The organism is Mycobacterium sp. NPDC050853, assembly GCF_040653875.1.
Taxonomy (GTDB): Bacteria; Actinomycetota; Actinomycetes; order Mycobacteriales; family Mycobacteriaceae; genus Mycobacterium.
Genome location: NZ_JBFAGW010000005.1, coordinates 1 through 19861, shown reverse-complemented (window position 1 = coordinate 19861; position 19861 = coordinate 1). Strand labels below are relative to the sequence as shown.

21 protein-coding genes are annotated in these 19861 nt (G+C 60.6%); 14 read left to right on the top strand and 7 right to left on the bottom strand.

Annotated features, from left to right (window positions below; translation table 11 throughout):
- Window positions 1-88 precede the first annotated feature (88 nt).
- The 6 genes from AB0H22_RS17035 (at window position 89) to AB0H22_RS17010 (ending at window position 4879) form a co-directional block, all read left to right on the top strand.
- Window positions 89-1015 carry an alpha/beta hydrolase gene (locus AB0H22_RS17035; RefSeq protein ID WP_180751549.1) on the top strand — a complete coding sequence of 309 codons (927 nt, stop codon included), beginning with the start codon at window positions 89-91 and terminating at the stop codon, window positions 1013-1015.
- Window positions 1016-1126: 111 nt separating this feature from the next.
- Window positions 1127-1990 carry an LLM class F420-dependent oxidoreductase gene (locus AB0H22_RS17030; RefSeq protein WP_358147564.1) on the top strand — a complete coding sequence of 288 codons (864 nt, stop codon included), beginning with the start codon at window positions 1127-1129 and terminating at the stop codon, window positions 1988-1990.
- Window positions 1991-2025: 35 nt separating this feature from the next.
- Window positions 2026-2835: an SDR family oxidoreductase gene (locus AB0H22_RS17025; RefSeq protein WP_358147562.1), complete on the top strand. Its 810-nt coding sequence runs from the start codon at window positions 2026-2028 to the stop codon at window positions 2833-2835.
- Between the two features lie 58 nt (window positions 2836-2893).
- A complete protein-coding gene (locus AB0H22_RS17020; protein WP_358147559.1) occupies window positions 2894-3895 on the top strand; it encodes a hypothetical protein in 1002 nt (333 codons plus the stop codon).
- 53 nt (window positions 3896-3948) lie between these two features.
- The gene (locus tag AB0H22_RS17015) at window positions 3949-4278 is read left to right on the top strand and encodes a hypothetical protein (protein WP_358147557.1); all 330 of its coding nucleotides are present in this window, start codon (window positions 3949-3951) and stop codon (window positions 4276-4278) included.
- A gap of 157 nt (window positions 4279-4435) precedes the next feature.
- On the top strand, window positions 4436-4879 hold the full coding sequence (locus tag AB0H22_RS17010) for an SRPBCC domain-containing protein (protein WP_358147555.1): 444 nt from the start codon (window positions 4436-4438) through the stop codon (window positions 4877-4879).
- Window positions 4880-5020: 141 nt separating this feature from the next.
- Here AB0H22_RS17010 and AB0H22_RS17005 read toward each other — a convergent pair whose 3' ends face one another.
- Complete coding sequence (locus AB0H22_RS17005; protein ID WP_358147552.1) at window positions 5021-5302, bottom strand: hypothetical protein; 282 nt, start codon at window positions 5300-5302, stop codon at window positions 5021-5023.
- A 1068-nt stretch (window positions 5303-6370) separates the two neighbouring features.
- Here AB0H22_RS17005 and AB0H22_RS17000 point away from each other — a divergent pair.
- The 3 genes from AB0H22_RS17000 (at window position 6371) to AB0H22_RS16990 (ending at window position 7981) form a co-directional block, all read left to right on the top strand.
- Window positions 6371-6580 carry a hypothetical protein gene (locus tag AB0H22_RS17000; RefSeq protein WP_358147550.1) on the top strand — a complete coding sequence of 70 codons (210 nt, stop codon included), beginning with the start codon at window positions 6371-6373 and terminating at the stop codon, window positions 6578-6580.
- Window positions 6581-6827: 247 nt separating this feature from the next.
- Entirely contained in the window at window positions 6828-7370 is a 543-nt protein-coding gene (locus tag AB0H22_RS16995) for a hypothetical protein (protein ID WP_358147547.1), read from the top strand.
- 41 nt (window positions 7371-7411) lie between these two features.
- Window positions 7412-7981, top strand: coding sequence for an exonuclease domain-containing protein (locus AB0H22_RS16990; RefSeq protein ID WP_358147545.1), 570 nt, complete (start codon window positions 7412-7414; stop codon window positions 7979-7981).
- Between the two features lie 169 nt (window positions 7982-8150).
- On the opposite strand, the gene AB0H22_RS16985 is transcribed toward AB0H22_RS16990, so the two are convergent.
- Window positions 8151-8624 carry a hypothetical protein gene (locus AB0H22_RS16985; RefSeq protein ID WP_180751557.1) on the bottom strand — a complete coding sequence of 158 codons (474 nt, stop codon included), beginning with the start codon at window positions 8622-8624 and terminating at the stop codon, window positions 8151-8153.
- 153 nt (window positions 8625-8777) lie between these two features.
- Entirely contained in the window at window positions 8778-10145 is a 1368-nt protein-coding gene (locus AB0H22_RS16980) for a DUF1254 domain-containing protein (RefSeq protein WP_358147948.1), read from the bottom strand.
- Between the two features lie 193 nt (window positions 10146-10338).
- Here AB0H22_RS16980 and AB0H22_RS16975 point away from each other — a divergent pair, with 193 nt between their 5' ends.
- From AB0H22_RS16975 to AB0H22_RS16965, 3 genes are all read left to right on the top strand, one after another.
- Complete coding sequence (locus tag AB0H22_RS16975) at window positions 10339-11379, top strand: AraC family transcriptional regulator (protein ID WP_358147542.1); 1041 nt, start codon at window positions 10339-10341, stop codon at window positions 11377-11379.
- Between the two features lie 1023 nt (window positions 11380-12402).
- A complete protein-coding gene (locus AB0H22_RS16970; RefSeq protein WP_358147540.1) occupies window positions 12403-12672 on the top strand; it encodes a DUF5710 domain-containing protein in 270 nt (89 codons plus the stop codon).
- A 1076-nt stretch (window positions 12673-13748) separates the two neighbouring features.
- Window positions 13749-13967, top strand: a complete 219-nt coding sequence (locus AB0H22_RS16965; RefSeq protein WP_358147538.1) for a hypothetical protein — start codon at window positions 13749-13751, stop codon at window positions 13965-13967.
- 143 nt (window positions 13968-14110) lie between these two features.
- Here the strand turns inward: AB0H22_RS16965 and AB0H22_RS16960 are convergent, their stop codons facing one another.
- The 4 genes from AB0H22_RS16960 to AB0H22_RS16945 form a co-directional block, all read right to left on the bottom strand.
- Entirely contained in the window at window positions 14111-14371 is a 261-nt protein-coding gene (locus tag AB0H22_RS16960; protein ID WP_358147536.1) for a hypothetical protein, read from the bottom strand.
- Window positions 14372-14713: 342 nt separating this feature from the next.
- Window positions 14714-14941: a hypothetical protein gene (locus tag AB0H22_RS16955; RefSeq protein WP_358147534.1), complete on the bottom strand. Its 228-nt coding sequence runs from the start codon at window positions 14939-14941 to the stop codon at window positions 14714-14716.
- Between the two features lie 795 nt (window positions 14942-15736).
- On the bottom strand, window positions 15737-15904 hold the full coding sequence (locus AB0H22_RS16950; protein ID WP_358147532.1) for a hypothetical protein: 168 nt from the start codon (window positions 15902-15904) through the stop codon (window positions 15737-15739).
- Between the two features lie 454 nt (window positions 15905-16358).
- Window positions 16359-17138 (bottom strand): GAF domain-containing protein, encoded by a 780-nt coding sequence (locus tag AB0H22_RS16945; RefSeq protein ID WP_358147529.1) that lies wholly within the window; start codon window positions 17136-17138, stop codon window positions 16359-16361.
- A gap of 613 nt (window positions 17139-17751) precedes the next feature.
- On the opposite strand from AB0H22_RS16945, the gene AB0H22_RS16940 reads away from it, so the two are divergent.
- Together AB0H22_RS16940 and AB0H22_RS16935 are read left to right on the top strand one after the other, a co-directional pair.
- Complete coding sequence (locus AB0H22_RS16940; RefSeq protein ID WP_358147527.1) at window positions 17752-18099, top strand: hypothetical protein; 348 nt, start codon at window positions 17752-17754, stop codon at window positions 18097-18099.
- Between the two features lie 934 nt (window positions 18100-19033).
- Entirely contained in the window at window positions 19034-19261 is a 228-nt protein-coding gene (locus AB0H22_RS16935) for an excalibur calcium-binding domain-containing protein (RefSeq protein WP_180751569.1), read from the top strand.
- Window positions 19262-19861 lie beyond the last annotated feature (600 nt).

Here is a 19861-nt window from a genome sequence, read left to right as displayed (position 1 = left end):
TTTTGTTTCTCGGTTGTGGGAAGGGGATCTAGGGTGGAGTGGTCAGTGCTTTACTGACATTCCAGTCGAGAAAAGTGAAAGGGTATGCATGCCTGAGAAGGTCGATGAGGTAGACCAGCTTGTCAAGCAGCTCGCCGAGACGTTTGGGCGCCCGATCCGGTCGCCGATCCTGCATTGGCCGGACGAGTACGGTCTGGAGTACGAGTCGGTGTCCTTCCCGTCTGAGGATGGGGTTCCGCTGGATGCCTGGTTCATCCCGTGTAAGGGCTCCAAGAAGATCGCGATCGCCAACCACCCGATCTGGCACAACCGTTACGGTCTGCCCGCGCACCTGGAACCGTGGAAGCAGATCGGTGCTGCCGGAGGCAATGACTTCGAAGTCAACTTCATGGCCGACTACAAGAACCTGCATGATGCCGGGTACAACGTGCTCACGTACGACATGCGCAACTTCGGGCATAGCGGGACCGGCAACGGAGGTGTCGGCAGCAACGGCATCTTCGAGTCCCGCGACGTGATCGGCTCGATCCAGTACGTGCGTTCGCGCCCGGACACCAAGGACATGACGCTCGTGTTGTTCAGCCGCTGCTGCGGGATGAACGCCACTTTCATCGCCCACGACCGTCGCCCCGAGGTTTTCGAAGGCATCCCGGCTATCGTTTCCCCCCAACCGGTTTCGCTGCGCCCGTTCTACGAGCGCATCACCGAGATCCTCGGTATCACTGATCGCCTCGATGACATCGAGCGAGAGATCCAGCTGATCACCAGCTTCAAACTCGACGACATGTCACCGATTCCCTATGCCAAGAGCATGACCATCCCAACCTTCTTGGTGCAGGTCCGCAACGACGCGCTCACCCGGGAAAGCGACGTTCAGACAATCTTCGACAGCATGCCTGTAACCGATAAGAAGCTGTTCTGGATCGAAGACTCGACCAGACGCTGGGACGGCTACAACTACTTCCCCAACAACCCAGAACAACTCATCGACTGGTTCGACACTCACACCTCGTGAGCCAGGTGTGGGGACCGCCTGCCGCCTCACGGCCGGGTGGTCCCCACACCTTCCAAACTTTTACGCTCGACGGCGGACGCTATCCAGGTGGCGGAGAGGCAGTGCACAGCAATGCGTTTCGACATCAAGACCGCCAACCACAACACCACCTGGTCCGAGATCCTGGCGGTGTGGAAGGAAGCCGACGGCATCGAGAGGTTCCATACCGGTTGGCTGTTCGACCACTTCTACCCGATCACATCCCCCACGCAATCGGTGCCGAACCTCAGTGGGCCCTGTCTAGAGGGCTGGATGATGCTGGCCGCACTTGCGCGGGAGACCACCCGGCTGCGTCTGGGAACCCTGGTCACCGGCGTTCACTACCGCCATCCCGCAGTGCTCGCGAACATGGCCGCCACCGCCGATATCGTCTCGGGCGGGAGGCTCGAGCTGGGCCTAGGTGCAGGCTGGAATGAGGACGAATCAAACGCCTACGGGATCGAACTTGGCTCGCTGACAGAACGATTCGACCGTTTCGACGAGGCCTGCCACATCATCATTGACCTGCTCTCCCAGCAGACCACCAGCTTCCGCGGCCAGTACTACACCGTCACCGACGCCTACTGCGAACCCAAGGGGCCACAGCGTCCCCATCCACCGATTCTCATCGGCGGCAACGGAGAAAAGCGGACGCTGCCTCTCGTCGCGCGGTACGCGCAGCATTGGAACTTCCCCACCGGCACACCCCTCGAATTCGCTCGCAAACGCGATGTGCTGCATACATATTGCATGGAGCTGGGGCGCGACCCCTCGGAGATCCTGACCTCAGCCCACGTGTGGCTCACATCGGGTTCTCGTGACGACATTTCGCTCCTGACAGATGAAATCGCCGCATTCGGTGCCGCCGGCTTGGATGCCGCCGTCATCTACTTGCCACTCCCGCTGGACCCGTCGGTGCTCACCCCTCTGGCTGAGGCACTATCCGGCATCGCCTAACCCGTCACCAAGCACTACATACGAAAGGACTAATCATGGTAGAGATTCCGGATTCGATCCAGACAGTGCAGCCGTACCGCCCCACGGAGCGGCCCTTGGCCGGGAAAGTGGCCGTGGTAACCGGTGCCTCAGCGAATATGGGTGCCGCGCTCGCCCGGACGCTCGCCCACGATGGGGCCCGGGTTGTGGTGCACTATCGCAGCGACAACAAGAAGGACAAGGCAGCCGAGGTGGTCAGTCAGATCCAGGAGTCCGGGGGCGAGGCGGTGAGCTTCCAGGCCGACCTGGCGGTGCCTGCAAACTGCACCAAACTGATCGACTTCACTTTCGAGGCGTTCGGACAATGGGACATCCTCATCAATACCGCCGGGATGATCGTGCGCAAACCCCTGGCCGACATCACCGAAGACGAGTATGACGCCGTCTTCAACACCAACGCCAAGACGGTGTTCTTCATGATGCGCGAGGCTTCGCGCCGAATGGCCGATGACGGCCGCATCCTGAGCTTTATCACCGCCATGGTCGGCGCACTGGCCCCCACCTACAGTGCCTACGCAGGATCCAAGGCCCCCGTCGAACACTTCACCAAGGCACTCGCCAAAGAAGTGGGTGGCCGCGGAATCACCGTCAACTGCATCGCACCCGGACCCTTGCAGACGAGCTTCTTCTACCCGGCGGAATCCGATGAGAACATTGCCTGGCTGCAATCCATGAGCATCAATGGACAAATCGGGCGAGGCGCCGACATCCTGCCCGTAGCAAGGCTATTGGTGCTCCCCGAAAGCCGCTGGACAACCGCGCAGACACTCTACGTCAACGGCGGGATTCTCTCGACCATCAACTAGACCACACACAGAAACCACCTTCGCCGCCACACCAGCCAGGAACGAGTCGAGCTTATTCATGCCCAATGCGACCACCAAGCGCCGTGCACTGATCATCTTGTCGTCGGCACGCCGACTGCCGCTGACCCAGCCTGTCTCTGTGCCATCAATCCCGATCGGGTTCTTTCACGTCGAGCTGGCACAGGTGCTCGCCGAGTTCGAGAACGATTACGAGTTCATACTGGCCACCCCTGACGGTGAAGTGCCGCAGATCGACACCAACGGATTCTCGATCCCGTGGCACGCAACCGACACAATGACCGAGGTCTATGTCGACTCGGTGCAGCAGTTCTCCGATCCCCATTTCAATATCGACGCCTACCGCCACCAATACACCGGCCTGGTGGAACGGCGGGAGCGCGAACTGCAGCTTCTGGAGCGACACCTTGGCCGACTGCCGATCACCGATCCGCTGCCCTGCACCGACGCCGAAGTCCTCGCGTTCCGCCCCGAGCTGGTACGCCGGGTGCAAGCCCTGCAGCCCAAACCATATGCCTCGCTGCCCGAGCTGATCCGCAGACACCGCGACCCCGCAGACGGTTTCAGCTTCGCCGATTTCGACTTCATCCACGCACCCGGCGGGCATGCCCCGATGGTCGACTTTCACAAGAACCGCTGGCTTGGTGAAGTGCTGCACCTGGCGCGGGAGAACGGCGTCTACATCTCCCTGATCTGTCACGCCCCCATCGCCCTGACCTCAACGAATTGGCGTGTGAATCAGAACGGCACCCCGTACAGGGTCCAGGACAACGCCTTCCTGGCCGCCGAAGTCACCACCGTCGGCAGGGAAGGCGAAACCGGCATGCTCGACCAGGGATACGTTCACATCCCTCCAGGGCCGACCCGGCTGGAGTACTTCGTCGACGAAGGCCTGCGCGAAGCAGGATTCACCGTGAAAACAGCGCCAGTCCCGACCTCACTGATCCTGCTGCCAGACAGACAAATTGGTCTCGTAACCGGCAACGGACCACAAACAGTCGACATCCAGGCCACCGACATCCGCGCCGCAGTCACCACATAGACCCCACACCCGTTCCTGCCCAAGAGGTTCAAACAGAAATCAAGGAGGCTGTTATGTCATCTCCCACAAAAAATTTAGAGCTGGTGACCGATTCTTCAGTGCGCAAAGCACTCACTGCTTGGCAGACTAAAGATAGCGACGGCTGGTTAGCAGCGTTCGTAGAGGAGCCCGGCTTGACCGATGACGGAGCACCGCGCGATTTCAGCGCGTTCAGCGCCGAAATCGGCAACGAATACTTCACCACGATCGAGAAGGTCAGCCAAGACGGACACACCGTAACCGGGCAGTTCCACAGCGAGACATGGGGGAACTTCCGAACGTTCTTCCGATTTGTCCCCGACGAGAGCGGAAAGTTCACGCAGCTCGATATCGGCCAGGAGTAACCCCTTTGGGCCAGCGCACTCAAACCCGGAACCGTTGATTCGGTCCACGATGTGACTAGAAGGACTGCCAACCAGCGGCACCCGACGGCTACCACTCATCGTCCGCGGCGCGGCACACTGACAATTCTCGTTAGACACACATCATAGGAGTCGGCATATGGACACCCGATACAACCGCTCCTTCACGGCACGACGGTTCTATCCCCATATGCCAGAGACAGTTTGGAATATCATTACATCAGAAGAGTTCGTTCTGACCGACTGGGTCCTGGAACTAGACGGGCCGATTACCCCACAGGCCGGGTTTTCGCTGTCCATAAAGACAGCAGCTATACCCGAGACAGCCTTCACCGGCCACTTCGATTGTCAATTCCTTAACGTCCGCCCCAACGAGCAGCTTGCCTTCCGGCTCACATCCATCGCCACCAATCCCCGTACATTTCAAGGTATCTGGACACTCTCACAAGCAGGCGATGGAACCAACCTCTCATTCACCCTATCTGGATTTGCCTCCAAACCCCTGAGCCACGCGCCTGTCCATCACATGCTCGAGAACGCCCTTGAACACCTGGCACCGCAACTTCCCCGCCTACATCTTTGAAACAGACTGTCTGGAGCTGGCCGATAGCGCTCCGGAGCCAACCCCTACGCCGCGAGGCGGATCATCCAGACGCCGCGCCTCGATAGTTCGTGAGCAGCTACGGGCACAAGATCAAGTGGGCGTACAGCGCGCACATCCAAGTCATCTTGGGTCTATCAGTAAGTACGCCTCGATTTCGGCCTCATGTTTCTCGGCAAGCTGACGGGTCTCCTGCAGCTGACGCCACAGCAACTCATCGAGCGCACCCGCGCCGGCGTATCTCACCAAGGCTCCGATACGCCGACGGATTCGGACTATCGCGCTGCGGTCGTCGGCCAGCAACCACGCGTATTCCGCAGCCTCGATTGCGCGGTGACGCCGCTGCTGGTGTTTGGCCTGCCGCTCGGCGATAGCGCGCATCCGCTGAACGGCCCGCCTCTGCACACGGGACCCCTTACCCGAACGTCTGGAGCGCGGAGCGAGCTCCGCCCATCGGCGCCGTTCGGCTGCTGCGATCTCCCCCTCCCGTTCGTACTGCGCTTCGACGCATAGCGTGCACCGGCAACCGCTCACATACCCCGCAACCCCGTGGGCTGACATTAACCGCGCCTCTGGATGTCGAGCGGTTCCGCCCCGTAGTTACCCACCGCCTCCGACTCCACAACACGCCTCCCCCCTATCTTCGAGCCAGTACTCACTTCGCCTCGTGCAGAAGGAAATCGCTCATGTAGGCCGTCGACGAGACGGTGCGCTTCATACAATTCCCTGCGCAACTCATCCATGCGGCGACGCTGATGACGCAACAGCACCGGGCGGCGCGGCCGGTACCGGATTTGGTGTTCAATCTTCGCCATAGTCCGCGAAACCTCATTGATGTTCTCGTAGAGCGATACCAGCAATACCCGGGCTTGCGCGACCGCGGCTTCCTCATGCACCAGCTCATACTCTCACCATCGGCTCCACCTTGAGTGTTACATCCCGCACGCTACGTGTGATCAATTCCATTGCATCGGTGAATAATTGGGACTATCAGTCTCATCTGAGCGGGTTGGCTGGACGCTAGATACTCCACTCGGGCACCCAATTTGATTCCACTGGAACATGATTGAGTGGAGTCGACCGAAAGGGATCCCGCGAGCCCGATCTGATCACCGGCATTCCCGAGACGTGAAATCTGTCGAAACCACGCTTGATCGACAGGCTCACGAATCACCGGAATTCTCTGCGCTCAAACGAAATTGCCGACGATCTGCGGCATAGAGAGTTGGTTTTCACAAGAGAAATTTGTGGAAAATCAACTATTGCTTGTTACGCACGTATCCGGCGGAACCGAATTGCCCGCGGGCCGACAGGCCGATTGACACCCGACGTTTACACGACCGCCACCGCCGATGCCCCGTAACCCGCTAGCGTTGCGGGCAACGTTGGCGACGCTCGTCAGGTCCATAGCGAGCTGACGAGAACTTGCGTTGGCGCTGTTAGGCATCACGGTACAAAGAATCGGGAAGCTCAATGGACCAGGCACCGTTTCTTGGGTCCTACGACACTGGCTGGGACCATGCGCCGTGGGAAGACGAACCCAAGTTCTCATCCGACGAGTTGGCGGTGCTGCTGGACCGGTCGATTCCGGCGGCGGTGGCCGCCCACCGCGTTGGCTGCGTTGAGCGCGATGTCCGCCGACTACGTCTACACCATGAAAAGCGTTCCAGCTCAACTCCATAAGCAATACGACGCTGACGATGCGTCCGTGCTGCCTGGGCGCTACAGGGATCTTCAATCACACCCACTTCATCCCAAGGTACCTGCTGCTCAGCTCGGCCGAACCCGCATCTGAACTTTCAAATTAACTACTTGACTTTCAAATTCGTTGTGGCCCAATGTGGTACGCGCCATGTGCAAGATGGAAACGTTGCCCGTGATGTTCGCCATTTTCCCGAAAAAGTGGCTCAGGCCATAAATACTCTGCGGCGTGACGCATGCCAACGAAGAGGTTGCCCGGCTCCTTACCCCACCTGCCCGCCGGCCGGTAGCCGAAATGAAGCTGCAGATCAGCGAGATGACGGTGGGCGCCCGCATAGGAGCCACATTTCAGAGTCCCATGTTCGGGGTGTACTGCACATGGGGGAATATCCGCCGCGCCTGTCATGGCGAGTTGGTATTGAGTGTGTTCTCAATCGAAACCAATGGCCGCCCTGCCAGTGATGTGTTGCGTTTTGACGTCTCTGGGCGCTCAACACCCGCTCAGGGGCCGCCAGATCCTGCCCGTGAACTAGAGCACGGGACCGTTGTTCGCGCGACATTCGAGGACTACGCGGGCTGGTTTGACGTGATCGGACCCGCTGTAGTCGCTACCTCCGCGCCCATGGTCGGGGTCGGGCGATGGGTCTTGGCCTACAAAGGCCAACTTGGCGTGTGCCTGCGCAATCTCGATATCCTCGCCGCCCCAGGCGAACTCGGCCTCCCCTGCCCCACACCAACACTGTCATGGGACGACGGCGACTCAACCATCTAGCTGATCGCCTCGTCCTGAAACGCAAAAGGAGTTAGACCGCAATGAATTTCACTACTATTGACTTTGAGACCGCCAACCCCAACTATGCCTCGGTCTGCGCTATTGGCTGGACTACCGTACGCGATGGGCGGATCAAACAACAGGGTTCGTGGCTGTGTCGCCCGCCGGCCGGGCACAGGCAATTCAACTCTCGTAACGTCCAAATCCACGGAATCTCCGCAGCCACGGTTGCCGCGGAACCAACGTTCGAGGACCGGATTCCGGATCTGCTCGCTTTATTGAGCAATGGGCTGCCGGTCATCGCCCACAACGCGAAGTTCGACATGAATGTCCTGCGACAAGCGTTGGCCGCGTGCAGCCGCAGTCTTGATGTCGCCACCCACTACTGCACCATGGAGTGGTCCAGGATACTGCTGCCGGAGCTGCCGAAACACCGACTGCCCAACGTATGTGAACACTACGACATCAAACTCGGCAACCATCACGAAGCTGGCTCCGATGCACTCGCCGCTGCCAAGATTGCCTTATGTCTTGCCAAAACAGCTGGGGCCGCCACTATCGCCGAACTCGACGCCACCGCCACGCGTAGGCGGTACCGGCACTACGGATAAGTTGGCGAGTCCCGGTCAACCAACTATGACTCAGTGTCTGCGTGCATATCTACTTGTGGCGCGAGACGATTTCGTGGTGTCCACTGTCTACCACCAACGGAATGTCAGGCGGGGCTCTTTGTTCGTGACCCGCCCGCCCAGGTAGAGGGGCCGTTCAATTAGTTGTTGGCTAGCGATTGTCCAAGACCCGGAACAGGTAGGGAGACTGGCCAGCCTGCGGTTCGGTGAGGTTGACGACACTCGTGATCAACTGCCGCCCAATACGATCGAACCAAGACCCAAATGTCTCGTCACGCCTGTATGGGCTGTAGATGCTCAGCCCGAGAGTGGGCTCACTTTCGTGCTCCAGGCGGTCGGTGTGCTCGACTCCATCGTTAGGCAACGGGAGCAGCTTGTGGAGCCGTTCGGCCACCCGCTTAGCGGCCTCTCTGGTCAGATAGCCGTCGCTGTCGATGACTGTGGGCCACACCTCGGGCATGCATTCAGCGTGCAATGCCAGCGGCTCCACGAATTCGATTGTGACGTAACCGTCCTCGTCATTGACTCCCAGCCGGAATCGTCCGTCGCCCACAGGAGTGAATTCTGCGCTGGACACGCCCCCGCCGACGAGGTCAGCCATGCGATACCCCCGAACTGCGCTCATACCGCCACAATATGCCGTTTCATACTGATTGCCTGGCAGCGAAACTCGCACAATATAGCGATTTTCAGGTGCGCTGAACGTGAACACGGAACAGCCCTGATTCCAGCGTCGCCGCACATTGGATGCCGAACGGTGATGGCCGCGACACGGACTCTAGACCTTCTGCGGTTTGGGTGCTTTCCAGGTGCCGTCGAGAGCGGCTTGCTCGGGCCAGTAGAGCCGTTCGACGAGACTGAACGGGCCTTGTGGTGCGGGTAGCCAGTTGGATTCCTTGTCCGGACCCGGTGATGTGTGCTGGATGTAGAGGGTGTATCCGCCGTCGGGGTCGGCTTTGAGGTTGGGCAGCATCGGTGAGTTGATCAGGTATCGGTTGATCGGGTTGGCCACCAGCAGGATTTCGGGCAGCCGGTACATGGTCAGCGACCAGAACGCCTTGACCGGTGGCAGTTGTCCGGGGGCGAACCTGTAGGTGTAGTTGTTGGCCCCATCCAGCGGTGCCCCGGTGGAGTCGGTGGCAAAGTACGGGTAGATCGCCTCCTGCTTGGTGTTGCCGTAGATCCCGAGCACCGCCCCGGCCATCCGGTAGAGGTAGTTGTCGCCGAGTTCCTCGGGGCTGCCGAACAGATCGGCAGTGGTCACCTGCCCGGTGTTGATCTTGTCTTTCTGCAGGGTGTCGAATTCAGCCCAGGCGTCGGCCATTCCGTCCTCGATGGCGGTCCGCGTCTCCGGTGTCAGCGTGTCGGGGTTGAAGGTGGCCTCCCCTCCGATGCCGATAGTGGCGAAGCGGGCTCGCAGCTCCTTCTCCGAGGGCTTCGTCGGGGCATAGCGCAGCGTGAAGTTCAGGATGTTGAAGAACTCCGGTGAGGTCTTCTCCTGCTCGGGTGTTAGAGGTTTGATGAAGTCGATCGCGGGCGGTGTGGCCGGCGGCGGCTGATTCAGGAACGCCGACAAGGGTTGCACCCGGTAGTCGGCCTGGATCTTCTTCACGTTGTCGATGTCGTCGGGACCGAACAGCTGGGTGCGGTAGGCGACGAACGCGAAATCGGTGTCGGACTGGACGACTTCGGTGATACCGGCAGGTTTCTCACCGTGCCACCCCGGCCCGGCCAGCAGGAATGTGCCGCCGCCGTTGCCGGTGGCGCGGCTGCCCACATAGGCGAAGTTGTAGGTGTAGGCGTCGATGAACTGGACCGAGAAGTAGCGGCCTGCCTCGATCGGCGGGATGGTCAGCACCAACGGCTCTGCCCGCAAATCCGCGCCCACGAAAGAATAGGGCGTGTCCGAGTTGGGGGTCTGAATGGCGGTGTCAGCGGGGGTGGCGACCCGAGCGATGCTATGGACCTGGTTCCAGGCGCCCTTGTAGTTCTGATCCTGCCGATCGACAAAGTAGGAGTACTGGATGCGGTAGTTGTCCACCATCGGGAAGCCATAGATGTAGGCCTTTTTCGCGATCTCCCGGACCTGCTCCATGCTCACCTCGCCACGCTTATCGGATCCGTCATGGCCGCTGCATGCGGTCATCGCCGCCGAGAGCGCCAACACGGCAACCACACTCGACCACCGCCACCACGAACCAGAAACCTTCAAATTCGGACCCCTTCACCTAAACCGCTCGGCTGACCGGGTGCGCCGAAACACCACCGGCCCGTGTCCATGTCACCGTCGGCGGTGAACCGGGCCCCGACCATCCTTGCCGCACGCCACCCGCGCCGTCTTGACATATCTGGACATCTTCTTGACTCTCATGGACATGCTGTTGGTCCGAGGGTCGTCACTGACAGGGTTCTTACCGCTGGTGAGCACCCTGGGCGGTGACCCCGCCGCCGTGCTGAAACTGGCCAACCTCGACCCCAGCGACATCGGGCAGCGCGACCGATACATCCCGCTACGCAACGCGATCGCAGCCGTAGAGGACGCGGCCGTAGTCCTCAACGTGACTGACTTCGGTCGCCAGCTCGCACGGCGCCAAAGCATCGACATCCTCGGCCCGGTCGGGTTCGCGGCCCGCACCGCCGCCACCGTCGCCGACGCCTTCACCGTCCTGGACACCTACATGAGCGCCTACAGTCCCGGCATCACCACCCGCATCAGCACCCATCCCGATTCGACCTTGGGTCGGTTCGAATTCGACTTCCTACTCACCCCACGACCCCCGCAAGCCCAGGCCATCGAACTGGCTCTCGGTGTCACACTTCGCGCGCTGCACCTGTTTCTGGGCACCACCTACCGACCCGTGGCCGTGCACCTGCCCCACCCAGCGCTGGGCCCTAAAGCCGACTACCGCAACTACTTCGGCTGCCCACCACAATTCAACGAACCGATCGCCGGATTCACCGTGCGCGCAACCGATCTGCAACGGCCACTCGCCCACGACCCCCTCGCCCACCAACTCGCCCTGAGCTACCTGTCCACGACCACAGGCCAACACAGCCGCCGACTGACAGGCACCCTGGCCAGCGTCATCCGCCAACTACTGCCCACCGGAACCCTCACTGCCTCCCTGGCCGCACAACAATTCGGCCTGCACCCCAAAACCCTGCGCCGCCGGCTAACCGCCGAAGGCACCACCTTCGCCGACGTGCTCGATCAAACCCGCCGCGACATCGCCCACCGTCTACTACTCGACACCGATCTGCCTCTGAGCCAGATATGCCGTCAACTCGGCTACGCCGAACACAGCGTGCTCACCCGATCCTGCCGACGCTGGTTCAACACCACCCCCACCGCCTACCGCCACACCCGCACCGTCCCTTAACCACCTGCGGCAACATCAACGACAGGGCAACGTCGTTCAACGGCGCGCTGACACGCAGTCCCAGCGCGTTCTCCGCCGGGACCATCTCAAGTTGACAGAACCAAACGATCTTGCGGACCGCCTTTACGACTGCCTCGCAGAAGGGAGCTGTGAGTAGCTCAGCATCAAGCGCATCCACGCCACTGGCAACGCTTGTCAGGTATGCAGATACTGGGCCGCGCAGGAGTTCCACCAAGGCTGATCAACCGTTCATGAATGGCCTCGCCGCGGTCTTCCCGTCATTGTCCCCGTCCGCCCAGTCCCCCTGTGGCATCTATTTCTGCCCCATCTCCAATTTCTCCATCTCGGCGCCGCCGTTTCCGTAATTGTGCCGGTGCGAACCCACAACTTTCCCTGTTGACCTGTGTAAATGGTCAACCTCGCGAACAGTTTCCATGTACACCTGCGGCGAAGCGCTCACGCCTCGTAACAGGGGGGTGCCTCTGCGGAGCCCTCACAGCCGCCCCAATCTGAGTATCTGCATATTCAAGGAAACAGCAGGTAGGTATATGTATTTAGCTAAGCTAATGATGAGCCCTTTACGTATAGGCTCTTATCGATGTATCGCGACATAACATTATGTTTTTACGCGTATAGGGCGGCGGGCGCGCAGAGGCACCCCCCTGTTACGAGGCGGCGACGAAAACCTGCAGGAAGGCAGACAAATCGTCATTATTGTTGACCATTTACGCAGGTCAACAGGGAAAACTATGGATACGGGCCGATGTATTGCGCCAACGCCGCAACACACCCCAGATGCAAGCCTGGGAGCGGCAAGCTGGCCGCGGATCGTGTCCTTGAAACCCTCACACCCCACACGCGGCGACCAAATCCCGGAGACTTCTGGGCCTATCCAGCTAAACCCCGAGCTGCACGCCAAGGCGGTCTGAAAGTCGTGGGCTGGCGCTGGTGTTCACTATCCTGCTGTCATGGCCGAGGGCACCTTTACCGACCCGCTGGCAGTGGTGATCCCGAGGCGGATAGATGCCTGCTGTCAGCGATAGTTCGAGGCTTTGGCTCGATGTGCCTTTTGCGGAGAAGGATGACGCGAAAAAGCTAGGGGCACGGTGGGATCAGAGGGCCCGCAGCTGGTACGCACCAACTGGCTCCGATAAGGATCTGGCCCGATGGATGCCGCTACCGGAGTTGCTTCCCGGCGAGGACCGAGAGTTCGGTTCCGGGCTGTTTGTCGATCTGGTGCCGTCCTCGTGCTGGTTCACGAATGTGCGCTCTTGTGTCTCACCGCGTGATTAGGAGCGGCTTCGTTTGATGATCTATCGGAGGGCGGGATACCGATGCGAAGCATGCGGGGGCGAACGCGATTCGGCCGCAGGGGTTTACCTTGAAGCCCATGAGCGATGGATCTTCCTGGCCGGAAACGTCCAAGTCCTCAAGAGGCTGATCTGCTTGTGCACGTTGTGCCATGAAGTGACCCATTTTGGGCTCACGAGGCTGCGCGGGCGCGGCACCGAGGCGCTCGAGCACCTCGTGGCGGTCAATGACTGGCACAGCCACACAGCGCGCGGTCATATTGACGATGCGTTCGAAGCTGTGACAGGCGCTGGCATGGCGACAATCCGGATAGCCCGTGGCGTCCACCCGCAAGGCCGATGTCGTCGGTGATGAAGATCTGATGGAGATCGCCGCGCGGTCACCGCAAGCCACGTTGGCGCTGCGCTCAGCGCTGGCCCAGCCTGTTGCGTCCATCCCGGAACTTGTTCCAGTCGGCACCAGCGTTCGTCGCGCATCGTCCAGGCAGCGCCACACACGCCCGAGCGCGGTGCCGTCTAGAGATACGTACACATGGGGAATGAGCGCGTCGCATGTGCAGCCACGTACTACTCAAGCGGCGGACTCAGTCCCCCGGGGCCAGCCACCTCGCGCATCGAACGTCAACCTCGGAAGCTGCGAGGCGCGGCTTCGCTCCTCGCTGAGCTTGTCCCAGACGCGCCGCTGGATGCTGCCCCGCTTTCGCATCTGGTGCTCATCGTCGGCGACGTTCGAGCAAAAACATTGTGCGCTCCTGTTCGTTTCCACGTACTCGACGAGCTGTCGGTAGCAGTCGCATCCGCTCGACGGTTACCGGCGCTGCTCGTGGGTCACGATTCAGCGCAGCCTGTGGACCGAAGGGGCGCCTGGGTGCTGCCCGGCAAGCGCTTCTGGACGCCCTGCCCGGCTAGAGCTAGGACTCGATGCGCCGGCAGGTCGAGCTGGATCTTGTCCCGTAGGTGCGGTGCACCCGTAGTGCTTTGATCACGTCCCGACTGGTTTGAAGACGGACGCATCCAGCACGGTTTCGGGGTGGGGCCTCGGCGTCAGTGAGCACAGACATGACGACAGTGCCGACCACTGTGTCGTCGGTCTTGCGCATCTCACTGCCGACGGCTTGCGCGATGTCTACCTCGGAATGCCGCGGGTCGATGAGCGCGACCGTCGAGAGCGGGTGTGTCCACTCCCTCAGCCCAATACCGCCCATCGGCGAACGGACCGCGCTCGCCGTCGTCGAAGTGAATCAGGTGGTGCAGCAGAGCGCGCGTTTCGCCGGCTGACATCGAGCCGAAGGCAGGCTTCCAATCGATCACGGCGGACGTTTCGGAGGCGAACTCCCGAGCGCGAGCCACCCCGGAATGGAAGCTAATGAGGCGCCGGAGATCGTACTTGCGCATCGCCTTCGTCCGGCCGAGCTGTCCGGCTAGGCTCGGGCGTCGGTGATCTCCGTGCTGTCGTGCGCGAGGAGTGTGCCCGCCTCCACGTACAGCACTGCAGGTGCTGTCATCGACGCAACAGTCACCTGGTAGTCAGTGAGAAGGTTGTGACGGATGGCTTCGCTGAATCCGAGCCGATGAAACATCCTGCCGAATTTGGCTCCGTCGTCCATCGATGCGACTTCAAAATCGAGTTCGTTGGCCGTCTTGATGACGCGCGCGGTGAAGACCTTCGGTGTGACGGTCACGAACCACCGCCGGTCCGTCTTGATCCGACCGCCGTGCCTCGTTCGTGACCACGCGGTCGAACGCAGGCCCCCGGTCGATGCGACGCTTCGGTGATCCGCGGGGACGACTGATACTGAATACGGCATGGCGGCCGGACCGTCTGTGTAGAAACGCGGCGATGTCGGTGGGAGGGTAGTGATCGGCAGTCCCAAGTCGCTGACATGTTTCACCGGGTCTCACACCGTGGTGCCCTCGGTGCGCGACGCTGTCTCGTCAGGAGCCACACCGGCAGCACCTCACTCTCTGCTTGGCTCTGGTCTGGCGTACCGCATCGACTGCTTCAGAAGAGACAGTGACAAGCACTAGGACGAGGGGCGCTGCGCATTGGGCGCCATAGTGATGAACTGAGCAGTGAGTGTCTTGCCCGTGTCGCACACCGTGATCAATCGACCGCTGTCGGTGGAGCAGAACCCGGTTACTACGGCGTCGATCGCCTCGCGTTGGTAGTCACGTGCAGGCCAGCCCACGCCAGCGGCGAGCAGATCGCTAGGCCCGACGAACCCAGCCGGCTTTTCCTCGGCGTTGATCACGCGGCGAGCGTTGGCGCTCAGTTTGTCGGTGTCGGCGATCAGCAGCCGGCAGGAGCCCTGGAGGACTCCACTAGGAGTGCATCTACGTCGGCCTTGGTGACGCACGTATCGCTGGTCGTACGCCTTCGCTTCGATGGTCCAGAACTACCCCGCATGGCCTCGGGGTGACTAGATCGATACCGGCAGCTGCGCGCCAGCTGCCCAGCCGGCAGTCCCAGAGCGAGACTCGCCGAAGCGTGTTCCGGTACTGCGGGTCGTTCGTCGATACCACTGGCAGACACGTTCGAACTGCCTGTCTCGCACGCGAGGGTCCACAGCGGAGGTAGCGAAAGATCGGTGAAGGCTAGCCTGGTGGCGAAAGCTGCTCCTGGTTGACGGCATCCCAAGAAAGTCGTCAGCGAGTGCAATCGCGCTAGGCGCGCTTCTTTTACGTGCCCCTCTTGATGGTGAGCGGTCTTCGCGATTGCTCGGTGGTTGCTTCGCCCAGCGAGTCACTCTTTAGCGCCGCGGAGGTGTCAGACACCAGCGTCATAGGCTGCCGAATACGTGGCTTAAACCGATCCGATCGGTGCCCGGCTTGCCGTGCCGCTGCTGTCAGCGGCGAGACGACTTCCTGGTTTGGCGACGCTTGCAACACGACGAGTGACTGTGCGACGGACAACTCCGACCGTCACGGTGCAGCACTCGCCCGACATTTTTCCGTGAGTAGAGTGCAAAGGATTTGCAGATACATCAAGAAAACGAGCAGACATGCGTTGTTGCAACCGCGACGCATACGACGACTCGGCGCGAGATCTACGGTCCAGTACGACGGACGCGACGGCGCCCGGTGCGTTCTTCCCGTCGCATCTCTTCCTCAACCTGAAGCCTTATGCGCTCACGTTCAGATGCGAAGTAGGCATCGGGATCTTCCAACATGCGCTCGGCACGGTTATCCGATTGCGGGTCGATGATGACTGCCATGCTGCGCTCCTTCCACCGTCTAAGAGTACGGCTTCTATGTTCCACAAACGTATAGGAACACTCTGACAACAATGATGCATCAGTCAACGCGCACGCGCTCGGCGCATCAGTCATCAGTCACCGCGCGCCAGTCACCGCGCACCGCGCGCCAGTCATCGGTCATCAGTCACCGCGCACCGCGCACCGGTCATCAGTCACCGCGCGCCAGTCATCGGTCATCAGTCACCGCGCACCAGTCACCGCGCACCGCGCACCGCGCGCCAGTCACCGCGCACGCGCGCCAGTCACCGCGCGCCAGTCATCGGTCATCAGTCACCGCGCACCGCGCACCGCGCGCCAGTCACCGCGCACCGCGCACCGCGCGCCAGTCACCGCGCACGCGCTCGGCGCACCGGTCATCAGTCACCGCGCGCCAGTCATCGGTCATCAGTCACCGCGCACCGCGCACCGGTCATCAGTCACGTGCGAGTGCGACCGCAAGGAGCGCCGCGAGCACCCGCACTACGTTCACATCATCCTCATGAAGATCGTCAGCGAGTCTAGAGTCGACTGTCAACATCCCATATGCATTCTTGTCAGCCACCACGGCCACAGAAATGAACGACAGATAGTCCCGTTCCCGATCGCGACGCCATCCTGGCGGAGGATCACTGCGCGCGTCTCTACAGAGTCGATAGGTGTTGTTCTTCACGATGTTGATGGCTGAGTCGCCCTCTTCGGTCCCCGCGATGAACACCGATCGCGTCGAACCAATCCTTCCGTGGTGGTAATTGGTTGGCTGCAATTCTTCAGGCGGTCCAGTAACCAACTTGAAGAAACACGACCTTGTTTCATGCTGGCTACCGAGGAGTTGATCTGCCGCCGCAATCGTCAACGTGATTACCTGCCCTCGGAGTGAGTCCCTGTCCCGCTTCGTCGTTGCCGCCGCGAACTCTCCCAACTTTCGCGCAATCGGTTCGATTCCAGAGTTCATCTCCACTCGACTCTGGATGCGTGTGTCTTTATCGTTCGCCCGAGCCCGAGCTTCCCCGCGCTTCGCGCGAATCGCAGACACCGTGGGGGCGCCTGCTGTCACCAACACCGCCAGAATTTGGCCGGCAAGCCACCACGGATGCACACCGGATGTGTCCTTCGCGAACTGAGAAAGACCTGCCGCGACGGCTGATGCGGTTAGCGTCGTGATACCCAGCGCAACGTCCCACGCATCTATCCATCTCGATGGCTTAGCGCCCATGGGACTCCTCAAGGATCATTTGGACTGTTGCTGCAATCATAGGGAGTGAATGCGACAGCAAGTCCGATGTTGACCACCTCAAATTTTATCCAAAGTTCGTCGTCTCGACGCTGTTGGCGCAAAGATTCGATCACCAGACTGTCCATGGGGATGCGAACACCCCCGATCATGGATTCGGCATAAGCTGTTCTGCCACTGGGCAATTTGAGGCAAGTGCCTCGATTATCATTTGTGCCTCTGATGCCAAAGTCGGGACTAGCAGAAAACTCTCAGTTAGGCTGGGCACGTTTCCGCGGCAGTCCTTGGCTCGCTGCCCGACGAAGCTCCGCTGACGGACGTTGCCGGCTACCGCGCAAACACTATTAATAGCCAGCAAAGATGTTCTTGGCGTCTTCTCGGCTGTCCCCGGAGACGGTGGGTTCTCCCTGGGCCTTGAGTACCGCCCGAGTAGTAGTCGCGTTCCGCCGAGCACGTAGTGAAGAATCTTTAGGGTGACGCGACCGTAAGGCCCTGGTAGCACTGTCGCTCTTCCCGCTCATCGCATGCGGAAGCGGCCAAGACGGTCACCGTCACCGCGTCATCGAGCACCGTCCGCATTGACGACGCACTAGTAGTGACGCGCGAGCAACTCGTCCTTAAGCCGTACGCGGATGCCGAAAAACTGCTGCACTCCGGTACCTGGCAACCCGAAATACTGTTATCCGGAACATATCCACGGAGCTACACGGGGGACATGCCCGACCCGCCACCGCCAGACTGGCCGGTGCTCGGCGTGTGTTTCTCCAGCAGCCAGCCCATGAAAATCCTGATCGCCACAACCCCGCCTAGCGTGCTCACTGATGACATTCGCAAGCTCGCCCAAGATGGTGGATTCACCAGACTTACTGGAAACAAACAGGATTCGCACCTTTACGACCCCGTCAGGTCTAGCATCGACCTCGCCCACCAGCCCGTTCGGTAGCCCATAAGATGAATACGACGACGAATACCGATTGCCTACACGGTGGTTTCGCGCATCCGGTGCGCAAGTTCACGATCTGCACCGAAACACAGAAGTAGAAGTGAGTGGCAGATTCCTGGAACGGGCCGCCGGGTACCGCGAGTGCGCCCGGTCGTCGTCGGTGGCCAACAGTGCTGGGCATCGCAGCTTTGAGTGTCGTGGCAGCACTGGCGTTGTGCGCCATGGCGAGCTTCGGACTTCTGGTCTATGCGAAGGTGCGACATGAATTCCGTTCGGAGCTCGCCGCCAAAACGGTCAATACGAACTTCTCCAAGATCGACAGCCGGTTTCCTGCCGACACCCTAACTGTCAATCCGGACTACCCTGCCGGGACGTGTGTTCACCTGCATACGACGGCGACTCACATGCAGTTGTCTAAGGCTGAATGCGGGGCACCGGACAACAATTACTTTGTGATACAACAGGTTCGGAAAGCACACCGACTGTGTCAGCGACACCGAGCAAAGATACTGGGACACCAACACCGCCGATGGCGGAGAGTGGACGGCCTGCCTCGACTACTACTGGGCTCGCGGCAATTGCCTGAGCATCGGCAAATACGAAGCAACCCGCGTCAGGTGCGACGACCGCTCGCACCCGAACCGCGAGAAGCCACTGAGCGTCATCTTGAACACCACCACCAATGCAGGCTGCCCCACCGGCGGTTTCCCGCACGCGGTGCGCAAGTTCACAATCTGCACCGAGACCCAGAAGTAAGTAGCGGACTCGTGGCTGAAGGACCCGCGTTGAGGCCGGTAATTGTGGGCTTCCGGACGGATACGCGAACAAACTGGCACACGAACGGCGCCAAACACTTCTCCCCGAAAACACCCGCAATCAAGTTGAGTGGGCGTACATTCCGCTGACCACAATCGAATCACGGGTAGGCGGGGCAATGAAGCTCGCGGTCAATCATGCAATCATCGGGGCACTCTTGGCGGGCGTAATCATCTCTGCATCAGTACCTTTCAGCGCCAATGCGGCCACACCGACACAGGCCGATCCGCCATATGGCAGCTGCAAGGAAGCACACGCCGACGGGGCTTACAACATCAAGAAGGGCGACCCCGGATACCGCCCGAAATTGGACCGGGACAACGACGGCGTCGCCTGCGAGGGCTAAGTCGCGAGTTCGTTGGGCCGCGGATAGCAGCAGGCGGTCAGCTAGAGAGGCGGGGGCATGAATGTACTGGCCGGCTGGTATCCGGATCCGTAGCGCCAAGCTGCACTGCATTGGCGGAGTGGTGTTGAGCGGACAGGGCGGATCCACCTTCAGCTCCTGGTTTCGCAGCCCCATTGGATCCGCTGCCTGATATCGCTCTACATGAGACGGCTGCGGTGGCTGGGGGCGGTTGGCGGACTTGTTGACCGGCGCCGATCGTTGTCCTAAGAAACGGCTGGACTCCTTACGGACGTGGGGGTCTGCGCGAATTGGAGTACACCGGTTCGGATTAGGGCAACAGCTTTTGACTGCGCCGATGCAAGTAGGTGGAGCGCGCCAACGGCCATTCCAGCACGCAGGTCGTGTGCGAAGGCGATGGGAATACGTCACCATCGACGAACCGCTCGGCTGTCTCTGTCACCTATTCAATGACCGGCGCACGAACGAAGCTGCTGTCGTGGGCGGTTCAGATGGGGTCGCTGCTGGAGTAGCTATCGGTCTGTTGGCGCGCACCGTAGCGCTCGGCATATGCCTCATGCTTGCGTGCGTTTTTCTCGCGGT